The sequence below is a fragment of the Amycolatopsis sp. cg13 genome (assembly GCF_041346965.1).
GTDB lineage: Bacteria > Actinomycetota > Actinomycetes > Mycobacteriales > Pseudonocardiaceae > Amycolatopsis.
In genome coordinates this window covers 9,204,432-9,227,095 of record NZ_CP166848.1, presented here as the reverse complement: position 1 = coordinate 9,227,095, position 22,664 = coordinate 9,204,432, and the positions used below count along the sequence as shown (strand labels likewise).

The following is a 22,664-nucleotide window of genomic DNA, read 5'->3' as shown; positions in this document are numbered from 1 at the left end:
AACGCCGGTTGCGCGGCGGCCGCTCCTCGCAGGCACGACCCCCGCCAAGCTCCTCGGACCACCGGTGGTCCACCGTCCGTCGCCGTCGCGCGGGGCACCGGCTCCGCGGCGGCCGCTCCCGACCGCACGACCCGCCAGATTCCCCGGACCACCGGTGCTCCGCTGTCCGTCGCGGTGGCGCGGGGCACGCCGGGCGCGGTGGTGCGGCCGGGTCCGGCGGGCGAGGCGGTAGCGTTGCCGGAGTGGCCGTGACCGATCCCGCCGACATCCGCCTGCTCGCCGCGCTCGCCGAGCTGGGCAAGGGTGCTGTGCACGAGCTGGCGGCGAAGGTCGGGATGGATCCGCGGGAGGTCGCCTACCGGCTGGTCGCGCTGTCCGGCAGCGGATTGCCGCTGCTGGTCGGGGTCGAAAGCGACCCGCAAGGGCTTCGCGCGGCGATTTCGGGGGCGCAGGCGTCGTGGCAGCGTCCGCAGGCTCCGGGGTATCCGGGCGGCGGGCCGGGGTCGGTGCCGTTCCCCGCCGCGCCGATGCAGGGGGCTTCCCGCCTGCCCGGCTCCATGCCGTCCGGCCCCGCTCCGGCACCAGGCTCCATGCCCTCCGGCCCCGCTTCAGCGCCAGGTGCCCTGCCCTCCGGTCCCGCTCCAGGCTCGATGCCGCCCGGCCCTGCCGCGCCCTCCGGTCCGCCCGCGGCGCCGATGCCGAACGGCCCGGCGTCGTCCGGAATTCCGGCTTCGGGCGGGATGGCACCGCCTCCGGGAATGCCGGGCGGCTCCCCCGGGGCGTCCGGTCCGCACCCGCCCGGGCCGTCCGGGATACCCGACTCGGCCGGGATGCCCGGACATTCCGGCCCGCATCCGCCGGGACAGCACGGCATGCCCGGACCGGGAACCTCCGGCGCGTATCCGCCCGGGCAGGCTGGGATCCCCGCGACCGGACCAGGTTCGCCGGGCCAGCACGGCATGCCCGGCCCCGGGACTACCGGCGCCTACCCGCCCGGGTTTCCCGGCGCCGCACCGGGAGTGTCCGGTGCGTATGCCCCCGGACCGGCCGGGATTTCGGGCGCGTATCCCCCTGGCCCCAACGGGATACCGGGGATGTCCGGTGCGTATTCCCCCGCACAGACCGGAATGCCCGCGAATGTCTACAATGGACAGTCCGGACCGTATCCGGCCCCGGACCCGGCCGTCAGCACGTGGGGCGTCCCGCAGACCGCTTCCTGGGCCCGCGGAGACGACCCGAAGCCCGCCGCCGCACCGGCGAAACAGGGGCGGATCGGCGAGACGATGCAGTCGCAGGGGCTCGAAGGGGAACAGCTTTCCGTGCAACTGCTGGAAGTCCAGGATCCCGCCGACTTCCTCTTCGGCGCGGCAGGCTACCGGCTCGAGGACGGCGAGCGCGCGGTCGTCGTGCACACCGAGATCACCAACCGCGGGCCGATTCCGTTCGCGTCGCTGCCGGACAATTACCTCGAGCTAGTCACCGACAGCGGCGAAACCGTCGCGAAGGCCCCGGTTTCGCTGACGTCCCGGCCGCCGCACAAGATCGGCGTACAGCCGGGCGAGACGCTCGGCGGGCACACCGTTTACGTCCTGCCGACCGCGACCCGGGTGGTCTCGGTGCGCTGGAGTCCCCGGCCGGAACCGGACGAGCGCACCTTGACCTGGGCCGTCGACTAATTCCCGTCCCGCAGGATCTCCAGGGCGCTGGCCAGATCGTCCGGATACTCCGCCTCGAATTCGACCCACCGGCCGTCCGCCGGATGCGCGAAACCCAGCGTCCGCGCGTGCAGCCACTGCCGCGTCAGGCCGAGCTTCCGGGCCAGGACCGGGTCCGCTCCGTAGGTCAGGTCTCCGGCGCACGGGTGGCGCAGCGCGGAGAAGTGCACGCGGATCTGGTGGGTGCGCCCGGTTTCCAGCTTCACGTGCGCCAGCGAAGCCGCCCGGAACGCCTCGACCACCTCGTAGTGCGTGACGCTCGGCCGTCCGCCCGCGACGACCGCGAACTTGTAGTCGTGCCGCGGATGGCGGTCGATCGGGGCGTCGATGGTGCCGCGTGTCGGGTCGGGGTGGCCCTGCACGACGGCGTGGTAGCCCTTGTCGACGGTCCGTTCCTTGAACGCCCGCTTCAGCACGGTGTACGCGTGCTCGCTCTTGGCCACCACCATCACCCCGGTGGTGCCCGCGTCGAGCCGGTGCACGACGCCCTGCCGTTCGGCCGCGCCGGAGGTCGAGATGCGCAGCCCGGCCGCGGCGAGGCCGCCGACGACCGTCGGGCCGGTCCAGCCGGGGCTGGGGTGCACGGCGACGCCGACCGGTTTCGAAATCACCACGATGTCGTCGTCGTCGTGCAGGATCTTCATGCCGTCGACCGGCTCCGCGACGATTTCCGCCGGACGTTCCGGTTCCGGCAGCGTCACCTCGAGCAGCCCGCCGGCGGAGAGCCGGTCCGATTTGCCCGCCGGACGGCCGTCGAGGAGGACGTCGCCCGCCGCCGCGAGGTCCGCGACGACGGTGCGGGAGAGGCCGAGCAGTTTGGCCAGCCCGGCGTCGACGCGCATCCCGTCGAGCCCGTCGGGGACGGGCAGCATGCGCGCGCTCACTCGGATTCCTTCTTCTTGCCGCGGCCGCGGGTGGTGGTGCCGTCGTAGTCCTTGCCGAGCAGGGACAGCAGGACGATCAGCGCGCCGCCGACGCAGATCGCGGAGTCGGCGATGTTGAAGATCGCGAAGCCCTGTCCGTTGGGCGCGAACGCGGAGATGAAGTCCACGACGTGCCCGCGCAGCGGTCCGGGTTCGCGGAAGAACCGGTCGGTGAGGTTGCCGAGCGCGCCGGCGAGCACGAGGCCGAGGCCGATCGCCCAGCCGACCGAGCGCAGCCGGCGCGAGATCCACACGATCGCGACGACGACGCCGATCGCGACGAGCGCGAGCACCCAGGTCATGCCGGTCGCCATCGAGAACGCGGCGCCCGGATTGCGGATGACCTGCAGGTAGATGAGCCCGCCGAGGATCGGCTTCGGCTCTTTGCCCTCGAGATTGGCGACCACGAGGTTCTTGGTGATCAGGTCGATCGCCCACAGCAGCGCCGCGACCGCGAACACCACCCAGACCCGCCGCTTGGGCAGCGGCGCGCTTTCCTCGGCAGCCTCCTGCTCAGGCGGTTCGGCAGTCGGCTCGACCTCGGATTCGGACGGCGAAGGATCGGTGCTCACACCCCCATTGTCCACAACCGCGCCGAAGCAGGTCACAGCGGCAGTCCCGGACCGGAATTCAGTCGCCCGGCCACGCCCCTCCCCGCCATCCTCACTGCATGCCCGCCGAGATCCCCACCCCGTCCGTGGCCGCCGCCTGGATCGCCCTGGACCTCTCCCCCACGAACGACCTCCCCCTGTGGGCAGCCCACTGGCTGGCCGAGGGAGAGGACGGCGAACACCTGCGCCGCCTGGCGGGCCTCTCCCGCACCGAACCACGAGAAATCAACGACGTGCAGCGGGCCGCCCTGGCCGACTGCCACACCCCGATCCCGACCCCGGTCGACGCCGCTCAAGCCGCCTTCACGCACCTGGCCCGGATGCTCCTGAACGGCCGTCTAACCGAGCGCGCCCTGCTGAACGACCTGCACACAATCATCGTCCGCACCAACTACGCCGACAGCGTCGTCAAGCTGCCGCTGGCGCAAGCCTGGATGCTGGACGAAGAGTGGGATCAAGACTGGGGCCGCACCGAAGAGCAAATCAAAGAGGCGATCCACTCAGCCTGCAACGCCCAACTAGCCCACCCCCGAGCCCCGCAAAACCCAACCTGACCCGCGCCCGGCCCCGCAAACCCAACTTGACCCGCGCCCAACTCGACCCGCGCCCAGCCCTCAAAACCCAACTCGACCCGCGCCCAGCCCTCAAAACCCAACTCGACCCGCGCCCAGCCCTCAAAACCCAACTCGACCCGCGCCCAGCCCTCAAAACCCAACTCGACCCGCGCCCGGCCCCGCAACACCCAACCTGACCCGCGCCCAGCCCCGACCGCTCACTTGCCCACCACGCGGGATCGCGCCGGCGTTTGGGGGCTGACCGGCGTGATAGGCCGAAGGCCCGTCACGCCGGTCAGCCCCCAAACGCCGGCATAAAAGCGATCCCGCCCGCGGCGGCGAAGCCGACGCCAAAAACACAGCTGGCGAGCTACCCCCGAAAACCGGCCCCACCACCCCGGCACATCACCCTGAAGCGATCACCCCAAAACCCACACCGTCAAACACAAAACCCCGGCAACTCCCGAGTATCCCCCACCGGAGCCCACCGCCCGTCAACCTTCGCGTACTCCCACCGAGCCCCCCGAGCCACGATCTGCCGCAACGCCAGCACCAACCGATCCACGTGCTCCTCGGTACTCCCCAACCCGAGACTCACCCGAACCGCCTGCTGCCCCTCTCCGCCGGCCTCCCGAATCAACCGCCGAGCCGCGACATGCGCGCAGAACGCCCCGTCCCGCACCCCAATCCCATACTCAGCCGACAGCACCGCAGCAATCCACCCAGGTTCAAACCCGTCGACCACAAAGCTCACCGTGCCAACCCGATCCACCGGCGCGTCAAAGAACCGCAGCTCGGCAAACCCAGGCAACCCCTCAAGCCCCTTGCGCAACCGCTCCAGCAACGCAGCCTCATGCGCCCCGATGGCATCCCACTGAGCCGCCAGTTGCTCGCAAGCCACCCCAAGCGCGTACACCCCAACGGTATTGGGCGACCCAGCCTCGTGTCGCTCCTCACCGGTGTTCCACACGACAGCTTCCTCAGTCACCAGCTTGGTCGCCCCACCACCAGCGAGATAAGGCTCAGCCGCCCGCAACCAGTCGCTGCGCCCGACCAACGCCCCAGCCCCGAACGGCGCGTACAGCTTGTGCCCGGACAACGCGACGTAGTCGACATCCAACTCCCGCAACGAAATCCGCCGATGCGGCGCAAGCTGAGCAGCATCCAGCGCCACCCGAGCCCCATGCTTCCGAGCCACCGCAGCAATCTCGGCAACCGGCAACAACTCGCCAGTCACATTCGACGCCCCAGCGACAACCACCAACCGAGGCCCCTGCGGGCATTCCGCCAGCGCTTCGTCCACAACGGACACCGCGGCGAGCCGAGTCCGCGGCAACTGCACCCGCCGGACATTCGGCCCCCGCCACGGCAGCAACGCGGCATGGTGCTCACTGTCGAAAACAACCACAGAAGTCTTACGCGGCAACGCCTTCGCCAGCAGATTGAACGCATCAGTCGTATTGCGAGTGAAGATCACCGAGTCGCCACTGCGAGCGTCCACGAACCGACGCAACACACCACGAGTCCGCTCGTACAACCGCGTCGAGACCTGCGAAGCAAACCCGGCCCCACGGTGCACACTGGCATACCAGGGAAGAAACTCGTCCACCGCCGAACGCACCGCGTCCAGACAGGGCGCGCTGGCCGCGTGATCGAGATTGGCGTAACCGATGTCGCCGCCCGTCACCAGCGGCACCCGCAGCGACGCACCAGCCACAGCGGGAACAGCGGGAACAACAGTGGACCGGTCGAGTGCGAGAGTCACGACGGCGCCTCCTCGGCGTTCCGGGGGACCCCCGGCGAGGGGCCCGCGCTTGCCCGTCGCGCTGCGCGACCGGCCTGGTCCTCACCCGGGGCACCCCACCGCGGTAGGAGGGTTGCCGGCCAGCAAGCCGGGGCTTTGCGCTGGCACTCATGACCTGTAACCGACGATAGCGGACAACCGCCGAAAGAAACCAGACCCGTCTCTTGATCTGAGACGGCAGTCACAAGGAGCGTCCACAAAGGACAGAGGACTCAGGCCCCGGATTCGCCGTGCCAACGCGCGAGGCGACCGGCCCGGTCAACCGCCCGGATCCGCCGTTCGGTCGCGTCGCGGTCGGCGGCGGTCGTGACCACCAAAAGCTGGTCTTCGACCTGCAACCGGCTCGTTTTCTGCGGCGTGAAGCCGGTACCGCCGCGGACCACGAGACTGACTGTCGCACCGGCGGGCAACCGCAGCTCCGACAGGTACACGCCGTGCAGCTTCGACCCCTTCTGGATGCGCACCTGCAGCAGTTCCGCGCCGAGTTCGTCGAGCGGCGCGGAATCGACCTCGATCTCGTGCGCCTGCGCCGCCTTCGTGAGCCCCAGGATCCGCGCGAGCGGACTCAGCGTCGCGCCCTGCAGGACGGTGAGCACGATGACGAGCACGAAAACCGCGTCCACGAGCCGTTGTGCGCCGGGCACTCCTTCGGACAGCGGGATCATCGCGAGCACGATCGGCACCGCGCCGCGCAGGCCCGCCCAGGACAGGAATGCCTGGTCTCGCCAGGGCAAGCGGAACGGCAGCAGCGACAGGACCACCGACAGCGGCCGGGCGAGCAGCAGCACCACCGCACCCGCGACCAGGCCTGGAATCAGCGTTTCGAGCAGCCGAGTCGGCGACGCGAAGAGACCGAGCAGCACGAACAAGCCGATCTGCGCGAGCCAGCCGAGTCCTTCGGCGAACGACAGGGTGTCCGACCGGTGCGGCAGTTTGGAATTCCCGAGCACCAGGCCGGCGACGTAGGTCGCGAGCAGGCCGGACGCGTGCGCCAGCTGCCCCGAGGAGTACGCGAGCACGCACACCGCCACCGTGGCGAGCGGGTACAGACCGGTCGCCGGGAGCGCGGCCCGGCGCAGCGCCTGCGCGCCCAGCCAGCCGAACGCGAGACCGAGCACGAGGCCGGTGAGCAGTTCGTAGACCACCAGCAGCGGCAGCGACCAGTCGACCGCCTCGCCGGAGGCGAGCACGACGACCGCGATGTAGGCGGGCGCGTCGTTGATGCCGGATTCCAGCTCCAGCGCGCCGACGAGCCGTTTGCCGACCCCGGCGGTGCGCAGCACGGAGAACACCGCCGCGGCGTCGGTGGACGCGAGGACCGCGCCCCACAGCAGAGCCAGCCGCCAATCCAGGCCGAGCAGCCAGTGCAGGGCCGCGCCGGTGACCGCGATGCTGATCACCACGGCCACTGTGGACAGCAGGATTCCGGGCCCCAGCGAGGGTTTCACCGCGGACCAGCGCGTGGTGAGCCCGCCTTCGGTGAGGATCAGGACGAGCGCGGCGAGGCCGAGGGACTGGGTGAGCGCCGGATTGTCGAAGCGGATGCCGAACCCGGCTTCGCCGAGCACGACGCCGATCCCGAGATACAGCAGCAGCGACGGGAATCCGAGCCGGATGGACACCCGCACCGCGACGACCGAGACGACCAGAACCAGCGCGCCGACGCCCAGCACCATGGGAAGCTCGTTCACTCGCCCGCCTCCCTCCCGGTCGCCCGCAGGCGTCCAGAATAGTGAGGCAGTGTCCGGTTCCCGAGCGCGCACCACCGGTGCGGGGGACCACCCAGGTGTGTTACGACGCCTGGGCGGCACTCACCGTCGCGAGATCGACACCGAGCGCGGCGAACGGCCCCCTCGCACCGGGCAGAACCCGGACCGCCCGCTGCTGGTCCCGCGTCAGCCATCCCGCCTCGACCGCCCGCTCCAGCACCGCTGCCGGGACCACGCCGGCGAGGTGCTCGCGCCGCTCTGTCCAATCGAGACAGTCGCGCAGCAGCGGCCGGCGCGGCCGATCCGGGACCGCCACGCCGAGATCGGCCAGCACCTCGCGTCCGGTGTCGGTGAGTGCGAGCCCGTCCGACACGTCGATCAGGCCCCGCTCGACCATCCCGTCCCGCAGAGCGACCCCGAGCGTGCCCGCCAAATGGTCGTAACAACTGCGCGCGAAGGACAATCGCTGTACCCGCAACGAAGTCCGCAGCCCGGACGGCCGCTTGAGTTCGGCATGCTGCGCCAAATGCTCGATCAGCTCGGCAACCCGCGGATTCGCGAGCCGCACGTACGCGTGCCGCCCCTGCTTCACCCGGGCCACAAACCCCGCCTCGGCCAACCGCGTCACGTGCTCGCTGGCCGTCGAGACCGCGATCTGCGCCGCTGCGGCCAGTTCGCCGACCGTCCAAGCGCGGCCGTCGAGCAGCGCGAGGCACATGGTCGCGCGGCTCGGATCGGCGAGCACGGCGGCGACTTCGGCCAAGGCGACAGTTTCCATGCTCCTAAGGTAGAGCGCGGATGCTTCGGCCGCGGCCGAACTACAGCGCGTCGAGGAACTTCGCGCCCAGCGAGACGGCCGGTTTGGAGTCGTTGGCCCCCTCCAGGAACACCGCGAACGCCAGGTCGCCGCGGTAGCCGACGAACCAGCCGTGCGCCTCAGCGCCGTCGCCGAACTGCGCGGTGCCGGTCTTGCCGAACACCGAGCCGGAGTGCGCCAGCCCGGTCGCCGTGCCGCCGGTGACGACCTCGCGCATCATCCCGCGCAACGCCGACAGCACCGAGCCCGGCGGCGGGGTGTAGCCGGTGTTGACCTTGGTGCCGTCCGCCCACAGCTTCGGCACGACGCTGCGGCCGGACGCCGCGGTCGCCGCCATCACCGCCGCTCCCATCGGGCTGACCTGCACCTTTCCCTGGCCGATGCCGTCCTCGACCTGCTCGTCGGCGTTCGCCGCCGGGTCGACGCGGCCCAGCTCGGTGGACAGGCCGCTGATCCCGAAGTCGGCGTTGAGGCCGAACTGGGTGGCCGCCTTCGCGAGCCCGTCGGCGGGCAGCTGCGACGCGAGCCGGGCGAACGTGGTGTTGCAGGACTTCGCGAACGCCTTGTGCACGGTGGTCGTGCCGAGGTCGAACCCCTCGTTGGAGAGCGTGCGGGTGCCGATCCGGTCGGTCAGCGGGCACGGAACCGAGGAATCCGGCGTGACCAGTCCCGCTTCCAGCGCCGCGGTCGCGGTGACGATCTTGAACGTCGAGCCCGGCGCGTACTGGCCGCTGAACGCCGACGCCGCGTTGGTGACGTTGCTGTTCTGCGCCACCGCGAGCACGTCGCCGGAAGACGGCTGGATCGCGACGAGGACCGCCTTGCCGCGATACCCGTCCACCGCTGCCTGAGCCGCGTTCTGAGTCGCGAGGCTGAGCCCGGTGCTGGCCGGTTTGTGGTCGCCTTCGGGATTGCCGAACAGCGTCTCCTGGCTCTTGCCCGACGCGTCCACGCGCTCGACCGCGAAGGCTTCGGACGCCTGCCCGTGCCCGGTGAGCGCTGAACGGAGCAACGGGAACGCCTTGTCATCAGCCAATTTCAGCCCGCCGCTGCCGGAGACGACGAGCGGCTTGCCGTCGCGGTCGACCACCGCCGGAACGTCCGAGGACGCGATCGCCAGCCGCTGTCCGGCTTCGAGCTTGGGGTGCAGCACCGTCGGCGCCCAGTGGACCCGCCACTTGCCTTGTGCCTGGACGAGGCCGAGGTTGCCGGTGTACGTCCAGGTGCGGCCGGGGCCGAGGTTCCAGGTGATGGTGTAGCCCGCCGTGGTCTTGTCGCCCTGCGCCGCGCCGACGTCGCCGAGCTTGGCGGTCAACTGCGTGGGCCGGAGCGACGCCCACGCGTCCTGGAGCGCGGAGGAGGCGTCCGCCGGAGCATCGGTGGCCTTGCTGGCCGTGTCGGCGTCCTTCGCGCCGAAGGCGAGCAGATACTCGCGGGCCGCCGACGTCGGATCGTTGGGCTCCGCGGCGGTCGATGGAGGCTCCGAACCTGGCGAGGCCGCCGTCGATCCCCCGCCGCTGAGCAGCACGACCGCCGCCACCACGATCCCGACCACGGCCAGCGCGCCGCCGATCAGCACGCCCTTCTTCCCGGCAGGACTCACCGTCGCATCCCCCTCGCCCCACGCGGTCCGCCCGCGTCCCTGGCTCAGCTTGCCCATCGCTGCACGGAACCGGGTGTTACCTCGGAGAACGCGACAAATTCGTGATCAATGCGGTGCCGTATAGGTCGTTATACAGTCCGGTAGGCCTTCCGGCGGGCGCGTTGCCACCAGATCCCGGCCACGACCAGCACCGCGACCAGGATTGCCGAGCTGATCAGCTGGATCCTGGCGTCGTGGTCGCCGAGCATCACCACCAGGATCGCGACCATCGCGACGAGGGTGACCCAGGTCAGGTACGGGAAGCCCCACATCCGCACGGTCAGGCTGTCCGGCGCGGTGCGTTCCAGCTGCCGCCGCACTCGCAACTGGGTGCAGGCGACCATGATCCACACGATCAGCAGCACCGAGCCGACCGCGTTCAGCAGGTACTGGAAGACGGTGTCCGGCCAAAGCGCGTTGAGCGCCACGGCGACGAAGCCGAACAACACCGAGGCCGCGACAGCGAAGACAGGCACGCCATTACGGTCCACTTTGGTCAGTGCGCGCGGAGCGTGTCCGCGCCGCGCCAGCGAATACACCATGCGCGCCGCGCCGTACATGTTGCTGTTCAGCGTGGACAGCAAGGCGAACAGCACGACGACGTTCATGATCTGCCCGGTCGCCGGGATCCCGATCCGCTCGAGCACCGCGGCGAACGGGCTCTGTCCGGTTTGGACGCTCGACCACGGCAGGAGCGAGACGATGACCAGCATGGAACCGATGTAGAACACCGAAATCCGCACGACCGCGTTGCGGACCGCCTTGCCGACGGCGTGCGCGGGATCGTCGGATTCCGCGGCCGCGATGGTCACCACTTCCAGGCCGCCGAAGGTGAAGACGACGGCGAGCAACCCGGTGCCGACGCCTTGCCATCCGTGGGGCAGGAACCCGCCCTGGCCGAGGAGATTCGCGGTGCCGACGAAGGACGTGCCCGGAAGCACCCCGAGGAACGCGAGCACGCCGAGGACCAGGAATGCCACGACCGCCACGACTTTGATCAGCGCCAGCCAGAACTCGAGCTCGCCGAATCGGGACACCGCGGTGAAATTGACCGCGGTCAGCACGGCCATGAAGATCAGGACCAGCGCCCACTGCGGAATGCCGGGCAGCCAGCTGTTCACGATGATGGCGGCCGCGGTCGCCTCCACGGCGAGCACGACGACCAAAGCGGCCCAGTACAGCCAGCCGATGGCGAACCCGGCCCACGGCCCGAACGCGCGCTCGGCGTGCACCGAGAACGACCCGCTGGCCGGGATCGCGGCGGCCATTTCGGCCATCATGCGCATGACCAGCATCGCCAGCGCGCCCGCGAGCACGAAGGACAGCACGATGCCAGGCCCCGCGAGCTTGATCCCGACGCCGGAGCTGACGAACAATCCCGAACCGATCACGCCGCCCATCGCGAGCATGGCGAGGTGCCGCTGGCGCAAGCCGGCGGCCAGCCCCTCGACGGCCGGTTCGGCGGCGGCTTCTGAAGTCATGGGAAATCCCTAGCAGACGCTTCCCCGCGCGGAGGAGCCGAGGGCCGCCCGTCCGGCGGCACCGGCTGGGCCGCGCGGCTTTCCCGGCTCCCGCTGAGGTACGTGAGGGGAACCCTGAGGGAATCTGATTCCGTCAGGGTTCCCCTCACGTACGTTCACCGCGGCCACGCGGAGCGAATGCCCAACGACCCGGCTCGCGGGAGGCGGATCACGCCTTCGCGACCGCCACGCGGACCTTCACGCCCTCGCCGACCGTCCCGTCGAAGCCCTCGGCCACCTCGCCGTAGGACACCGACGTCGCGAGCGTTTCGGAGGCCACGAACTCCTCGTGCTTGCGCACCGCCGCGCTCACCTCGTCGGTGGCGTCCACGGTCAGCGAGATCCGGTCGCCGACGTCGAGACCGGCCTCGCGGCGGGCCTGCTGGACCACGCGGACCAGGTCGCGCGCCAGGCCCTCGGCCGCCAGCTCCTCGGTGACCTCGGTGTCCAGCACGACCAGACCGGCCCCGCCGGGCAGCTCGGCCGCCGCGCCGCCGCCGGCCGCGACCAGGCGCCGGTCGTACTCGCCTTCGACCAGTTCGACGCCCGCCGCCACGACCGCCCCGGACGCGTTCGTCGTCCAGTCGCCCGCCTTGACCGCCTTGATCACCTGCTGCACGGCCTTGCCCAGCCGCGGCCCGGCCGCCCGCGCGTTCACCGCGACCTCGAACGTGCCGTGCGCCGCGACGTCGGTGGTCAGCTCCACCGACTTCACGTTCACCTCGTCCCGCAGGATCTCGGTGAACCCGCGCAGCGGTTCGACGTCCTCGGCCGCGACGACGAGCTTCGCCAGCGGCAGCCGCACCCGCAGCTTGTTCGCCTTGCGCAGCGCCAGCGCCGACGACGCCACCTGCCGCACCTTGTCCATCGCGGTCACCAGCGCCGCGTCGGCGGGAAGGTCGAGCGCGTTCGGCCAGTCGGTCAGGTGCACCGAACGGCCGCCGGTCAGCCCGCGCCACACCGTTTCCGTGGTGAGCGGCAGCAGCGGCGCGACGACCCGGCAGGTCACCTCCAGCACCGTGTGCAGCGTGTCGATCGCGTCCTGCTCGCCGGCCCAGAACCGGTCGCGCGAACGGCGGACGTACCAGTTCGTCAGCACTTCCAGGAAGTCCCGCACGGTCTGGCACGCGCCCGCGATGTCGTAGCCGTCCATCGCGGCCTCGACGTCGGTGACGAGCTCGTGCGTCTTCGCGAGCACGTACCGGTCGAGCAGGTGCGTGGAATCCGTGCGCCACTGTCCTTGCTTGCCTTCGGCATTCGCATACAGGGCAAGGAAGTAATACGAGTTCCACAGCGGAAGCACGGCCTGGCGGACCGCGTCGCGGATCCCCCGGTCGGTGACGACGAGGTTGCCGCCGCGCAGGATCGGGCTCGCCATGAGGTACCACCGCATGGCGTCGGACCCGTCGCGGTCGAAGACCTCGTTGACGTCCGGGTAGTTCCGCAGCGACTTCGACATCTTCTGGCCGTCGGAGCCGAGCACGATGCCGTGCGACACGCAGGTGCGGAACGCGGGCCGGTCGAACAGCGCGGTCGCGAGCACGTGCAGCAGGTAGAACCAGCCGCGGGTCTGCCCGATGTACTCGACGATGAAGTCGCTCGGGTAGTGGTGCTCGAACCAGTCGGCGTTCTCGAACGGGTAGTGCACCTGGGCGTACGGCATCGACCCGGAGTCGAACCACACGTCGAGCACGTCCGGCACGCGGCGCATGGTGGAGTTGCCGGTCGGGTCGTCCGGGTTCGGCCGGGTCAGCTCGTCGATGTAGGGCCGGTGCAGGTTGTCCAGCCGCACCCCGAAGTCGGCCTCCAGCTCGTCGAGCGAGCCGTAGACGTCGATGCGCGGGTAGTCCGGGTCGTCGCTGCGCCACACCGGGATCGGCGTGCCGAAGTAGCGGTTGCGGGAGATCGACCAGTCGATGGCGTTCTCCAGCCACTTGCCGAACTGGCCGTCCTTGACGTTCTCCGGGTACCAGGTGATCTGCTGGTTCAGCTCGACCATCCGGTCCTTGAACTGCGTCACCGCGACGAACCAGGACGACACCGCGCGGTAGATCAGCGGGTTCCGGCAGCGCCAGCAGTGCGGGTACGAGTGATCGTAGGTCTCGTGCCGCAGCAGCACCGCGCCCTGCGCCGCCGCGCCGCCGGTGCCGTTCTTGAGGTCCTTCACGATGTTCGGGTTCGCGTCGAACACCTGCTGCCCGGCGTAATCCGGCACGGTGGCGTCGAACTTGCCGTGCTCGTCGACCGGCGTGACCGGGGTGATCCCGGCCGCGTCGGTGACCACCTTGTCCTCGGCGCCGTAAGCGGGCGCGATGTGCACGACGCCGGTGCCGTCCTCGGTGGTGACGTAGTCCGCGGACAGGACACGGTGCGCGTTCTCCGTGCCGACGAAGTACGGGAACGGCGGTGCGTAACGGGTTCCGAGCAGGTCCGCACCGGTGTAGTGCGCGACGACCGTCGGCTCCTCGCCGAGTTCACGGGCGTACGCGGCCACGCGCGCTTCGGCGAGCAGGAACCGCTTGCCGTCGTTCTCCACGACGACGTACTCGACCTCGGGGTGCACGGCGGTCGCGAGGTTGGACGGCAGCGTCCACGGCGTCGTGGTCCAGATCAGCAGATAGGTGCCGTCGAGCTCGTTGTCGTTGCCCTCCAGGCGGAATCCGACCGTGACGGCCGGGTCCTGCCTGTTGCGGTAGACGTCGGCGTCCATGCCCAGCTCGTGGTTGGACAGCGGCGTCGCGTCGCGCCAGCAGTAGGGCAGGACGCGGTAGCCCTCGTAGACGAGTCCCTTGTCCCACAAGCGTTTGAACGCCCAGAGCACCGACTCCATGTAGGTGACGTCGAGCGTTTTGTAGTCGTTGTCGAAGTCGACCCAACGGGCCTGGCGGGTGACGTACTCGCGCCATTCGTCGGTGTAGCGCAGCACGGACTCGCGCGAAGCCTCGTTGAACTTCGCGATGCCCATCTCTTCGATCTCGGTCGTCTCAGTGATCCCGAGCTGCCGCATCGCCTCGAGTTCGGCGGGCAGGCCGTGGGTGTCCCAGCCGAACCGCCGCTCGACGTGCTTGCCCTTCATCGTCTGGTAGCGCGGGACGATGTCCTTCACGTACCCGGTGAGCAGGTGCCCGTAGTGCGGGAGGCCGTTGGCGAAGGGCGGGCCGTCGTAGAAGACGTACTCGTTGTCGCCGTTGGTGCCCTCGGGGCGGGCGTCGATGGTCGCCTGGAAAGTCCGGTCGCTCTCCCAGTACGCGAGGACGCTCTCCTCCAGCGCGGGGAACGACGGCTGGGACGGGACCGTGGTCTCTCCGCCCGGCGAAGCCTGGGGGTACATCCGGGTGCTCCTTGCGTTCGTCGCTCGTACGGGCGACCGGCGGCCGCCCACACGGGGACGAGACGCTCGCGCGTCACGCGGTACCACCCCGCTTGCCCGGCACGCTGCTCCCGGGCCACTCGTTCGCACGGCTGTCACGGGCCGCACCCGTCCGGTTCTACTGCGGGCGGCGAGCGCCCGGTTCTTCCGGAGGCTCCCCGGTGATGGCCGGATCGACGCCTTGCTGACACCAGATTAACCCGTCGCCGCAACTCGCTTTCGCCCTGCCCTGGCGTGCACCGTCACCGCCGCGAGCACCGCCGCCGCGAGCCACAGCCCCGCCGAGACGAACCCGAGCAGATGCAGGCCGTGCACGAACGCCGCGTGCGCCGCCGGTTCTCCCGCCACCGCACCGAAAACCGCCACCCCGAGCGCGCCGCCGGCCTGCCGGGCCGCGTTGTTGATCCCGCCCGCGATCCCCGCGCGCTCCCCCGGCGCGTCGGCCACTGCCGCGGTCACCACGGCAGCGGTCAGCAGTCCCATCCCGACACTGAGCACGAGCAGCGTCGGCAGCAACGTGCCGTACCCGGTGTCAGGGCCGATCCGCAGCAGGTTCAGCATCGCCGCCGCGCCGAGGACGAGGCCGGTCACGATCTGCGGGCGCGGGCCGAACTTCGCGGTGAGCCGCCCGGAGACCGGGCCGACGAGGACCAGCGGCAGGAACATCGGGAGCAACGCGACCGCGGCGGCGATCGGGTCCGCGCGGAGCACGTCTTGCAGGTAGAGCGTGAACACCAGCACCGAACCGAGGCCGACGAAGTTCATCGCCGCGGACACCAGGTTCGCACTTGCCGTCTGCCGCGACCGCAGCAGCGACAACGGCAGCATCGGTTCGGCAGCACGCCGTTCCACCGCCACGAACGCCACGGCCGCCGCCACCGCCAGCAACCCGACCCACGGCGTCTTCGCGATCACCGCGTACACGCCAGAACCGAGCGACAAGGCCGCGGTCGCCGCCCCGGGAACGTCGACGCGGCCCGGTTTCCGGACGTCCGGCGGCACCATCCGGCGAGTCGCGACGGCCGCCGCGGCGACGATCGGGACGTTCAGCCAGAACACCGGCCGCCACCCGGCCGTCTGCACGAGAATCCCGCCCAGCAACGGTCCAGCGGGCAGCGCGAGCGCCGAAATCCCGGCCCAAATCCCCAATGCCCGAGCCCGTTCCGAGCGTCCGGGGAACGTCCCGGTAATCACGGCAATCGTGCCCGGCAGCAACAACGCCGCCCCGACGCCCTGCACCGCGCGAGCCGCGACGAGCCAGCCCGCCGATTGCGCCAGCCCGCACGCCGCCGAAGCAGCCCCGAAAACGGCCAGCCCGGTCAGCACCACGCCGCGGTGCCCGAGGACGTCGCCGAGCGCTCCGCCGGTCAGCAGCAACGCCGCGAGCACGACCGAATACCCGACCACCACCCATTGCAGCTGCGGAACGTCCGCGTGGAGTTCGCTGCCGAGAGTGGGGAGGGCGACGTTGACGACGGTGACGTCGAGCTGCACCAGGAACATCCCGGCGCACATGGTGAACAAGATCGCGGTGCGCATGGGTCCAGCAGACACCGGGAACGCTTCCGTCGCGGTGGAAGTGTGCCGGGGGCATGCTGGAGGCATGGAAGGAGACGCCGACATCGCGCGCACCGCCGCCCTGTTCGCCGATCCGGCGCGGGTCCGCGTGCTGATGGCCCTCGCGGACGGCCGATCGCTGGCGGCTTCGGTCCTGGCCGGTGAAGCGGGCCTGACCGCGCAAGGCGTGAGCGCGCACCTGTCGAAACTGCTGGCGGCGGGCTTGGTGACTGCGGAAAAGTCCGGCCGGCACCGGTTTTACCGCATCGCCGGTGCGGCCCCGGATCTGTTGGAAGCGCTCGCCCGGCACTCCCCGGCGCGCCCGGTCCGCTCGCTGCGGGAAGGCACGCGCGCGGAAGCCTTGCGCACAGCGAGATTGTGCTACGACCACGTCGCCGGGCGACTGGGCGTGACCGTGACGGCGGCTTTGCTCGACCGCGGCGCACTGGCCACTGTGGACGGTGACCCGACCACCCGGCGTCGGCCCGGGGACCGGATCTCCTCGCAGCTGCAAGAACATCCGTACGTGCTGGGTCCTGCCGCCGACGAGGTCTTCACCGCGTTAGGCGTGGATGTCGAGGCGGCAACCCAGAGCCGTCGTCCGCTGCTGCGGTTCTGTCTGGATTGGACGGAGCAGCGCCATCACCTGGCGGGAGCGCTGGGCGCAGCCGTCACCCGACGGTTCATGGACGCAGGATGGCTCCGGTCACGCGCGAAGGCGCATCGAGCGGTTCAGCTCACCGAGAATGGCGCACGGGTACTGGAAGAGGTGCTGGGAGTCAGCGATGCGCCGCGGCAAGCACCGCGTCCGGACCGCACCGCGCACACGGCGTGAAGCCCAGTTGCCGCGCCTCGCCGACGCCGATCGGGATGGTGTCGCGACCGGACAGCCAACCGCAGTCCACCAGGTGGTAGCGCGGGTACTCGTCGACGACCACGACCTCGTCCTCGAGTTCCTTGACCACCTCGAGGTCCTCCGGCGCCGTTTCCTCCACGCCAGGCGGAGTGTCGCGCACAGCCTTCGCTTCGGATTTGGGCTCGCCTTCCGAAGCGGGCTTCTCGGCCTTCGGTTCCGGCACGTCCGCCGGATCGCCCAGTTCGCCCGTCGCGGGGAGCAGCGCGGTCTGCTCGGCGTCCTCCTCGGCCGGGGCCGCCTCGTCCTTCTTCTCCGAATCCGGGTCGGCGTCCGAATCCGGCTCCGGCTCGGCGTCGGAGTCCGCGGCGTCACCGGCGTCCGCGCGCTTGCGCCGCCGCAGCCAGTCGACGAGCAAAAGCAGCCCGGCGAGCACGGAAAGGCCGATGGAAACCCAGGCCCACAGCGAGGTGCCCGTGATGAGCGCCGTGACGAGCAGCCCGAGAGCCGCCAGCACCAGAAGAAGGACGATGTAGAGCACGCTGAATTACAACACGGGCCGCCCGTTTTCCGGATGCGACCCGCCCACGGGGCGTACCCCGCCGATTCCCCACCGTGGCGGCACCGGCTCCGGACACGCCGAAACCCCGCCGGGTCGGAAGGTCATCCGGCGGGGTGCGTATCGGCAGTGGGTCAGCCGGCCTCGGCGCGCGGGCCGAACGAGTAACCCTGACCGCTGGTCCCGGTCGAGGACTGGCTCGAACCCGACGACGCCGACGCCGGGGCCGCGGAGCCTCGGTCGTCGAGCTCGCGCAGCTGGGACTCGAGGAATCCGCGCAGCCGGGTGCGGTATTCGCGCTCGATCGTGCGGAGTTCTTCGATCTTCTTGCCCAGAGCGCCCTTTTCGGCGTTCAGGTTGTTCATCGTCTCGGTGTACTTGCGCTGCGACTCGCGTTCCATGGTGGTCGCCTTGTCGCGCGCCTGGCGCTCCAGCGTCTCGGCGCGCGTGCGCGCGTCGTTCAGCATCGTCTCGGCGCGGGTGCGCGCCTCGTTCACCATCGAGTCGGACTTCGCCCGCGCATCGGACAGCAGCTGCTCGGACTTGGTCCGCGCCTCCGCCAGCATCCCGTCGGACTCGGTCTTCGCCTCGGCGGTGAGCCGGTCGGCCATTTCCTGCGCCAGGCCGAGGACCTTGGCGGCCTGCACGTTCGGCTCGCCGCTGTCGGGAACCATCGAGTGCGCCTGGGTCTGCTCCATCGCCGACGCGGGCGGCGGAACCGGGGCGAGCCGCCGCGACGGCTCGGGGTCGCGGCCCGGCGGCGGGCCGGCGACCTTCGCGTTCTCGAGCTCGGAGCGGGTCGACTCCAGCTCGGCGTCGAGCTGCTCCACCTGCTGCCGCAGCTCGTTGTTGTCCTCGATCAACCGGGCAAGCTCGGTCTCCACCAGGTCGAGGAACGCGTCCACCTCGTCCTCGTTGTAGCCCCTCTTGCCGATGGGCGGCTTGCTGAACGCGACGTTATGCACGTCAGCGGGGGTCAACGACATCAGATCACCTCACGCACTCCATGGCCTGCAGGACACACCCGGGTTTTCCCCGATCACCTGGGTGTCAGTTGCATCGCGAAGAACACAACCAACAGCAGCACCATAATCGACAAGTCCAGTCCTACGCCGCCGATCCGGACCATCGGAATGATCCTGCGGAACAACCGCACCGGCGGGTCGGTCACTGTGTAGATGGTCTCGAGCGTCACCGCAACCCCTCCGGCGGGACGCCATTCCCGTGCGAAAGTCCGCACGAGCTCGACCACGATCCGGGCCGTGAGCAGCAGCCAGAAGGCAAACAGCACGTACCAGATCGCAAGCCACACAGCATTCACGGCGACCACTCTAGCGGGGGACGGCCGAGTTGGGCGCGACCAGCCGCCCCGAGGGCGACATAGTCGACAAAATCACGTCTGGCTGCGCCCAGCGGTCCGGCCGTGTTCACCCGCGCAGGAACAATCCGCCCTCGGCGATCCGCCGGCGGTCCTCGGCGGTCACGTCCACATCGGGCGGTGAGAGAAGGAACACCTTGTTGGTGACCTTGTCCATCGACCCCCGCACGGCGAACGCCAGCCCCGCCGCGAAGTCCACGATCCGCTTGGCGTCCGCGTTCTCCATCTCGGTGAGGTTGATGATCACCGGAATGCCCTCGCGGTAGTGCTCGCCGATCGCCCGCGCCTCGATGTAGCTCGTCGGGTGCAGCGTCGTGATCCGGCTGAGCGGGTCCCGGGCCGGCGCGGCGACCGGTTCGGCGACCGGCCGCAGCCGGGCGACCGGCTCCGGCTGGCGGTCCACGGCGAGCGCGCCGTGCGTGGACGGCTCGGCCGCCATCGCCCGCGACCGCACGCGCGCGGCGGGCTCGTCGTAGCTCTCTTCGACGTCGCGGTAACGCGCCCGGGTCCGGGCCGGCGGCTGGTCGTAGCCGTCGTCGTACTCGTCGTAACCGTCGTCGTAGCCGTCTTCGTCCGCGGGCACCATCCCGAAGTAGGCCTTCAGCTTCTGCAGCGCGCTCATAGCCTCTCCCTAGCCCTTGCCGCTCCCGCACCGTTGTGCCCCGACCGGCCGGACACGAAACGTGACCACCGGGCGGGCTCCCTACGGCGAGGCTAAACCGCGCCCGCCGAGCAACGCGGTTCCGACACGCACACACGTCGAGCCGTGCCGGATCGCCTGGTCCAGATCATGGCTCATTCCGGCGGACACGTCAGCGGCTTCCGGATACCGGGCGCGAACTCTTTCCGCCGAGCGGGACAGCCGGGCAAAAGCAGTGCCCGGGTCTTCCCCTAACGGGGCCACAGCCATCACGCCTCGCAACCGCAGCTCCCCCGTGTGGGCGATGTGGTCGGCGAGGGCGTCGACGTCTTCCAGCAGGGTCCCGCCGCGCGCGACGTCGCCGTCGAGGCTCACCTGGACCAATACGTCGAGCGGTCCGGTCCGTTCCCCCGCCTCCTGCGCGGCCGCGACCGCGCGGGCGAGCGCGTCGGCGAGCCGCACCGAGTCGACCGACTGGACCTCGGCCGCCCAGCGCACCACCGAGCGCGCCTTGTTCCGCTGCAGCCGCCCGACCATGTGCCAGCGCGGCGTGACATCCGGACGCAGTTCCGCGACCTCGGCCGCCTTCGGACCGGCTTCCTGGTCTCGGTTTTCGGCGAGGTTCAGCAGTCCGAGGTCGGTGAGCAGCGCGGCGTCAGTCGCCGGGAAGGTTTTGGTGACGCCCAGCAGCCGCACCTCGTCGCGGGACCGCCCGGCCGCCGCGCAGGCGTTCGCGATGCGCTCTTCGACCGCGGCCAGCGACGCCGCCAGCTCCGCCCGCCGCTCCTCGGTCACGCTTTCTCCTCTTCCAGCCAGGTGATGCCGGCGATCCGGCCGGTGGTGCCGTCGCGGCGGAAGCTGAACAGCGTCTTGTCCTCCGCCGTGCACCGCGGATCCGCGCCGACGCGTCCGACGCCCAGGTCGGCGAGCTGCTGCCAAAGCCCCGCTCGCAGGTCTAGACCGGTCGTGCCCTTGCGCGTTTTGCAGGAACTGCCGGGGAGATGCTTCTCGACGTCCGCGGCCATCGCGGCCGGGACCTCGTAGCAATCGCCGCAAATCGCCGGCCCCAGCAACGCCTCGACCCGGCTCGGTTCGGCCCCGAGTTCGCGCATCGCCTCCAGCGCGGCGGGCACCACGCCGACGCGCGCCCCGACCCGTCCCGCGTGCACCGCGGCGACGACGCCCGCTTCCGGATCCGCCATGAGCACCGGAACGCAGTCCGCGACCAGCACCACGAGCGCGACGCCCGGCCGGTCGGTCACCAGCGCGTCGGTAGCTTCGGCGGCCGAGGTCTCGGTGCCGTCCACGACGGTGGCGGTGCGGCCGTGCACCTGTTCCATCCAGGCCAGCTTGTCCTCGGCGAGGCCCAGTTCGGACGCCAGCCGCTTGCGATTGGCGTAGACGTCGCCCGCGTCGTCGCCGACGTGGTCCCCGAGGTTGAAACTCTCGTACGGCGGCCGGGAAGCCCCGCCCGCCCTGGTCGTGACCACTCGTCGTACTCGCACCCCGCCATCCTGCCAAAAACGACGGCGGCCGCCCTCCCGAGCCTCGTGAGTGGCAATCCCGGTTAGAACCGGCATAAACACTCACGAGATACGGCAACGGCCGCCCCGAACGTGTCGGGACGGCCGCCTGCCGGAAAACCGTGCTTACCGCCGCATGAACGGCGGCACGTCCACGTCGTCGTCGGTCGGGTCGTCGTGGACCGTCGTCGGGCGGCTCGGCAGACCGCCCGTCGCAGAACCCGAACCGATCGGCGAATACCCCCGCGTGCCGCCTCCGGGTTGCGGGAGGCCGCCCGGCGGGGTACCGGTGCCCGGCTGCGGCAGGCCCGACGACGGGGTCCGCGGCGGAGCCACCGGGTAGCCGGAGCTGCCCGCGGGCGGCACCGGGGTCGCCCCGGTCTGCGGCGGGGACTGCGGAGCCGAACCGCCGCCGACCTGGCCCGCCGCGGCGGACGCGGTGCCGTTGCCTTGTTTGCCGCCGAACGCGGGCGGGTCGAGTTTCTTGTGCGTGGGCGCGCCGGCGTCGAAACCGGCCGCGATCACCGTGACGCGGACCTCGTCGCCGAGGGAGTCGTCGATGATCGTCCCGAAGATGATGTTCGCGTCCGGGTGCGCCGATTCCTGCACGAGCGACGCGGCCTCGTTGATCTCGAACAGCCCGAGGTCCGATCCGCCCGCTATGGACAGCAGCGCGCCGTGCGCCCCGTCCATCGACGCTTCCAGCAGCGGCGAATTGATCGCCTTCTCCGCGGCTTGTATCGCCCGCCCTTCGCCGCGCGCGGAGCCGATGCCCATCAGCGCGGAGCCCGCGCCGGACATGACGCTCTTGACGTCGGCGAAGTCCAGGTTGATCAGGCCCGGCGTGGTGATCAGGTCGGTGATGCCCTGGACACCGGAGAGCAGCACCTCGTCGGCGGAACGGAACGCGTCCATCAGGGACACGCCGATGTCGCCGAGCTGCAGCAGCCGGTCGTTCGGGATCACGATCAGCGTGTCGCATTCGTTGCGCAGCTGCTGGATGCCGTCCTCGGCCTGCTTGCCGCGGCGTTTGCCCTCGAAGGTGAAGGGGCGGGTCACCACGCCGATCGTGAGCGCGCCGAGCTTGCGGGCGATCTGCGCGACGACCGGCGCGCCGCCGGTGCCGGTGCCGCCGCCCTCGCCCGCGGTCACGAACACCATGTCGGCGCCCTTGATGACCTCTTCGATTTCCTCGCGGTGGTCCTCGGCCGCCTTCTGCCCCACCTCGGGGGCGGCTCCGGCGCCGAGTCCGCGGGTGAGTTCCCGGCCGATGTCGAGCTTGACGTCGGCGTCGGACATGAGCAGTGCCTGGGCGTCGGTGTTCACCGCGATGAACTCGACACCCTTGAGGCCGACCTCGATCATCCGGTTCACGGCGTTCACGCCGCCGCCGCCGATGCCGACGACCTTGATCACCGCAAGGTAGTTGTGCGGGGGCGTCATCGGGTCCGCCTTCCTGATCGTGATGTGCACATGCCGCCCGCCGGGG

The 22,664-nt window shown here is 70.5% G+C and carries 19 protein-coding genes and 1 riboswitch; of the genes, 3 read left to right on the top strand and 16 right to left on the bottom strand.

Annotated elements, in window-relative coordinates:
* The first annotated feature begins 242 nt into the window (after window positions 1-242).
* Window positions 243-1,676 carry an AsnC family protein gene (locus AB5I40_RS43180; RefSeq protein ID WP_370935961.1) on the top strand — a complete coding sequence of 478 codons (1,434 nt, stop codon included), beginning with the start codon at window positions 243-245 and terminating at the stop codon, window positions 1,674-1,676.
* Here the strand turns inward: AB5I40_RS43180 and AB5I40_RS43175 are convergent.
* Window positions 1,673-2,599, bottom strand: coding sequence for an RluA family pseudouridine synthase (locus tag AB5I40_RS43175; RefSeq protein WP_370935960.1), 927 nt, complete (start codon window positions 2,597-2,599; stop codon window positions 1,673-1,675). The two genes, AB5I40_RS43180 and AB5I40_RS43175, sit on opposite strands and share 4 nt — an antisense overlap.
* On the bottom strand, window positions 2,596-3,210 hold the full coding sequence (gene lspA / locus AB5I40_RS43170; RefSeq protein ID WP_370935959.1) for a signal peptidase II: 615 nt from the start codon (window positions 3,208-3,210) through the stop codon (window positions 2,596-2,598). Before lspA ends, AB5I40_RS43175 begins: the two co-directional genes overlap by 4 nt.
* Before the next feature lie 98 nt (window positions 3,211-3,308).
* Here lspA and AB5I40_RS43165 point away from each other — a divergent pair, with 98 nt between their 5' ends.
* Window positions 3,309-3,803 (top strand): hypothetical protein, encoded by a 495-nt coding sequence (locus tag AB5I40_RS43165; protein ID WP_370935958.1) that lies wholly within the window; start codon window positions 3,309-3,311, stop codon window positions 3,801-3,803.
* Between the two features lie 439 nt (window positions 3,804-4,242).
* Here AB5I40_RS43165 and AB5I40_RS43160 read toward each other — a convergent pair whose 3' ends face one another.
* From AB5I40_RS43160 to AB5I40_RS43130, 7 genes are all read right to left on the bottom strand, one after another.
* Window positions 4,243-5,568 carry an aminotransferase class V-fold PLP-dependent enzyme gene (locus AB5I40_RS43160; protein ID WP_370935957.1) on the bottom strand — a complete coding sequence of 442 codons (1,326 nt, stop codon included), beginning with the start codon at window positions 5,566-5,568 and terminating at the stop codon, window positions 4,243-4,245.
* A 40-nt stretch (window positions 5,569-5,608) separates the two neighbouring features.
* Window positions 5,609-5,723: riboswitch (SAM riboswitch) on the bottom strand.
* A 96-nt stretch (window positions 5,724-5,819) separates the two neighbouring features.
* Window positions 5,820-7,283, bottom strand: coding sequence for a potassium/proton antiporter (locus AB5I40_RS43155; RefSeq protein ID WP_370940718.1), 1,464 nt, complete (start codon window positions 7,281-7,283; stop codon window positions 5,820-5,822).
* Window positions 7,284-7,398: 115 nt separating this feature from the next.
* Window positions 7,399-8,094, bottom strand: coding sequence for an ArsR/SmtB family transcription factor (locus AB5I40_RS43150; RefSeq protein ID WP_370935956.1), 696 nt, complete (start codon window positions 8,092-8,094; stop codon window positions 7,399-7,401).
* Between the two features lie 40 nt (window positions 8,095-8,134).
* Window positions 8,135-9,793 (bottom strand): penicillin-binding transpeptidase domain-containing protein, encoded by a 1,659-nt coding sequence (locus AB5I40_RS43145; protein WP_370935955.1) that lies wholly within the window; start codon window positions 9,791-9,793, stop codon window positions 8,135-8,137.
* 71 nt (window positions 9,794-9,864) lie between these two features.
* The gene (locus AB5I40_RS43140) at window positions 9,865-11,256 is read right to left on the bottom strand and encodes an amino acid permease (RefSeq protein ID WP_370935954.1); all 1,392 of its coding nucleotides are present in this window, start codon (window positions 11,254-11,256) and stop codon (window positions 9,865-9,867) included.
* A gap of 208 nt (window positions 11,257-11,464) precedes the next feature.
* Window positions 11,465-14,626: an isoleucine--tRNA ligase gene (ileS, locus tag AB5I40_RS43135; RefSeq protein ID WP_370935953.1), complete on the bottom strand. Its 3,162-nt coding sequence runs from the start codon at window positions 14,624-14,626 to the stop codon at window positions 11,465-11,467.
* Between the two features lie 234 nt (window positions 14,627-14,860).
* Window positions 14,861-16,204: an MFS transporter gene (locus tag AB5I40_RS43130; protein WP_370935952.1), complete on the bottom strand. Its 1,344-nt coding sequence runs from the start codon at window positions 16,202-16,204 to the stop codon at window positions 14,861-14,863.
* A 64-nt stretch (window positions 16,205-16,268) separates the two neighbouring features.
* Between AB5I40_RS43130 and AB5I40_RS43125 the strand changes: the two genes are divergently transcribed.
* Window positions 16,269-17,057 carry an ArsR/SmtB family transcription factor gene (locus tag AB5I40_RS43125; protein WP_370935951.1) on the top strand — a complete coding sequence of 263 codons (789 nt, stop codon included), beginning with the start codon at window positions 16,269-16,271 and terminating at the stop codon, window positions 17,055-17,057.
* Here AB5I40_RS43125 and AB5I40_RS43120 read toward each other — a convergent pair.
* The 7 genes from AB5I40_RS43120 to ftsZ form a co-directional block, all read right to left on the bottom strand.
* Window positions 17,002-17,616 carry a hypothetical protein gene (locus tag AB5I40_RS43120; RefSeq protein WP_370935950.1) on the bottom strand — a complete coding sequence of 205 codons (615 nt, stop codon included), beginning with the start codon at window positions 17,614-17,616 and terminating at the stop codon, window positions 17,002-17,004. The two genes, AB5I40_RS43125 and AB5I40_RS43120, sit on opposite strands and share 56 nt — an antisense overlap.
* Before the next feature lie 152 nt (window positions 17,617-17,768).
* Window positions 17,769-18,620, bottom strand: a complete 852-nt coding sequence (locus AB5I40_RS43115) for a DivIVA domain-containing protein (protein ID WP_116205401.1) — start codon at window positions 18,618-18,620, stop codon at window positions 17,769-17,771.
* Between the two features lie 53 nt (window positions 18,621-18,673).
* Window positions 18,674-18,946 carry a YggT family protein gene (locus AB5I40_RS43110; RefSeq protein ID WP_037367937.1) on the bottom strand — a complete coding sequence of 91 codons (273 nt, stop codon included), beginning with the start codon at window positions 18,944-18,946 and terminating at the stop codon, window positions 18,674-18,676.
* 115 nt (window positions 18,947-19,061) lie between these two features.
* On the bottom strand, window positions 19,062-19,634 hold the full coding sequence (locus AB5I40_RS43105) for a cell division protein SepF (protein ID WP_370935949.1): 573 nt from the start codon (window positions 19,632-19,634) through the stop codon (window positions 19,062-19,064).
* Between the two features lie 81 nt (window positions 19,635-19,715).
* On the bottom strand, window positions 19,716-20,447 hold the full coding sequence (locus AB5I40_RS43100) for a YggS family pyridoxal phosphate-dependent enzyme (RefSeq protein WP_370935948.1): 732 nt from the start codon (window positions 20,445-20,447) through the stop codon (window positions 19,716-19,718).
* On the bottom strand, window positions 20,444-21,157 hold the full coding sequence (pgeF, locus tag AB5I40_RS43095; RefSeq protein WP_370935947.1) for a peptidoglycan editing factor PgeF: 714 nt from the start codon (window positions 21,155-21,157) through the stop codon (window positions 20,444-20,446). The genes AB5I40_RS43100 and pgeF overlap by 4 nt, the downstream gene beginning before the upstream one ends.
* A gap of 144 nt (window positions 21,158-21,301) precedes the next feature.
* The gene (gene ftsZ, locus AB5I40_RS43090; RefSeq protein ID WP_344284881.1) at window positions 21,302-22,618 is read right to left on the bottom strand and encodes a cell division protein FtsZ; all 1,317 of its coding nucleotides are present in this window, start codon (window positions 22,616-22,618) and stop codon (window positions 21,302-21,304) included.
* Between the last annotated feature and the right edge of the window lie 46 nt (window positions 22,619-22,664).

Bases quoted from the DNA above. Each gene is read 5' to 3' on its own strand.
- AB5I40_RS43145 (WP_370935955.1), bottom strand. From the start codon at position 9,793: ATGGGCAAGCTGAGCCAGGGACGCGGGCGGACCGCGTGGGGCGAGGGG.
- AB5I40_RS43140 (WP_370935954.1), bottom strand. From the start codon at position 11,256: ATGACTTCAGAAGCCGCCGCCGAACCGGCCGTCGAGGGGCTGGCCGCC.
- AB5I40_RS43150 (WP_370935956.1), bottom strand. From the start codon at position 8,094: ATGGAAACTGTCGCCTTGGCCGAAGTCGCCGCCGTGCTCGCCGATCCG.
- AB5I40_RS43165 (WP_370935958.1), top strand. From the start codon at position 3,309: ATGCCCGCCGAGATCCCCACCCCGTCCGTGGCCGCCGCCTGGATCGCC.
- ileS (WP_370935953.1), bottom strand. From the start codon at position 14,626: ATGTACCCCCAGGCTTCGCCGGGCGGAGAGACCACGGTCCCGTCCCAG.
- AB5I40_RS43115 (WP_116205401.1), bottom strand. From the start codon at position 18,620: ATGTCGTTGACCCCCGCTGACGTGCATAACGTCGCGTTCAGCAAGCCG.
- AB5I40_RS43155 (WP_370940718.1), bottom strand. From the start codon at position 7,283: ATGGTGCTGGGCGTCGGCGCGCTGGTTCTGGTCGTCTCGGTCGTCGCG.
- AB5I40_RS43105 (WP_370935949.1), bottom strand. From the start codon at position 19,634: ATGAGCGCGCTGCAGAAGCTGAAGGCCTACTTCGGGATGGTGCCCGCG.
- ftsZ (WP_344284881.1), bottom strand. From the start codon at position 22,618: ATGACGCCCCCGCACAACTACCTTGCGGTGATCAAGGTCGTCGGCATC.
- AB5I40_RS43130 (WP_370935952.1), bottom strand. From the start codon at position 16,204: ATGCGCACCGCGATCTTGTTCACCATGTGCGCCGGGATGTTCCTGGTG.
- AB5I40_RS43125 (WP_370935951.1), top strand. From the start codon at position 16,269: ATGGAAGGAGACGCCGACATCGCGCGCACCGCCGCCCTGTTCGCCGAT.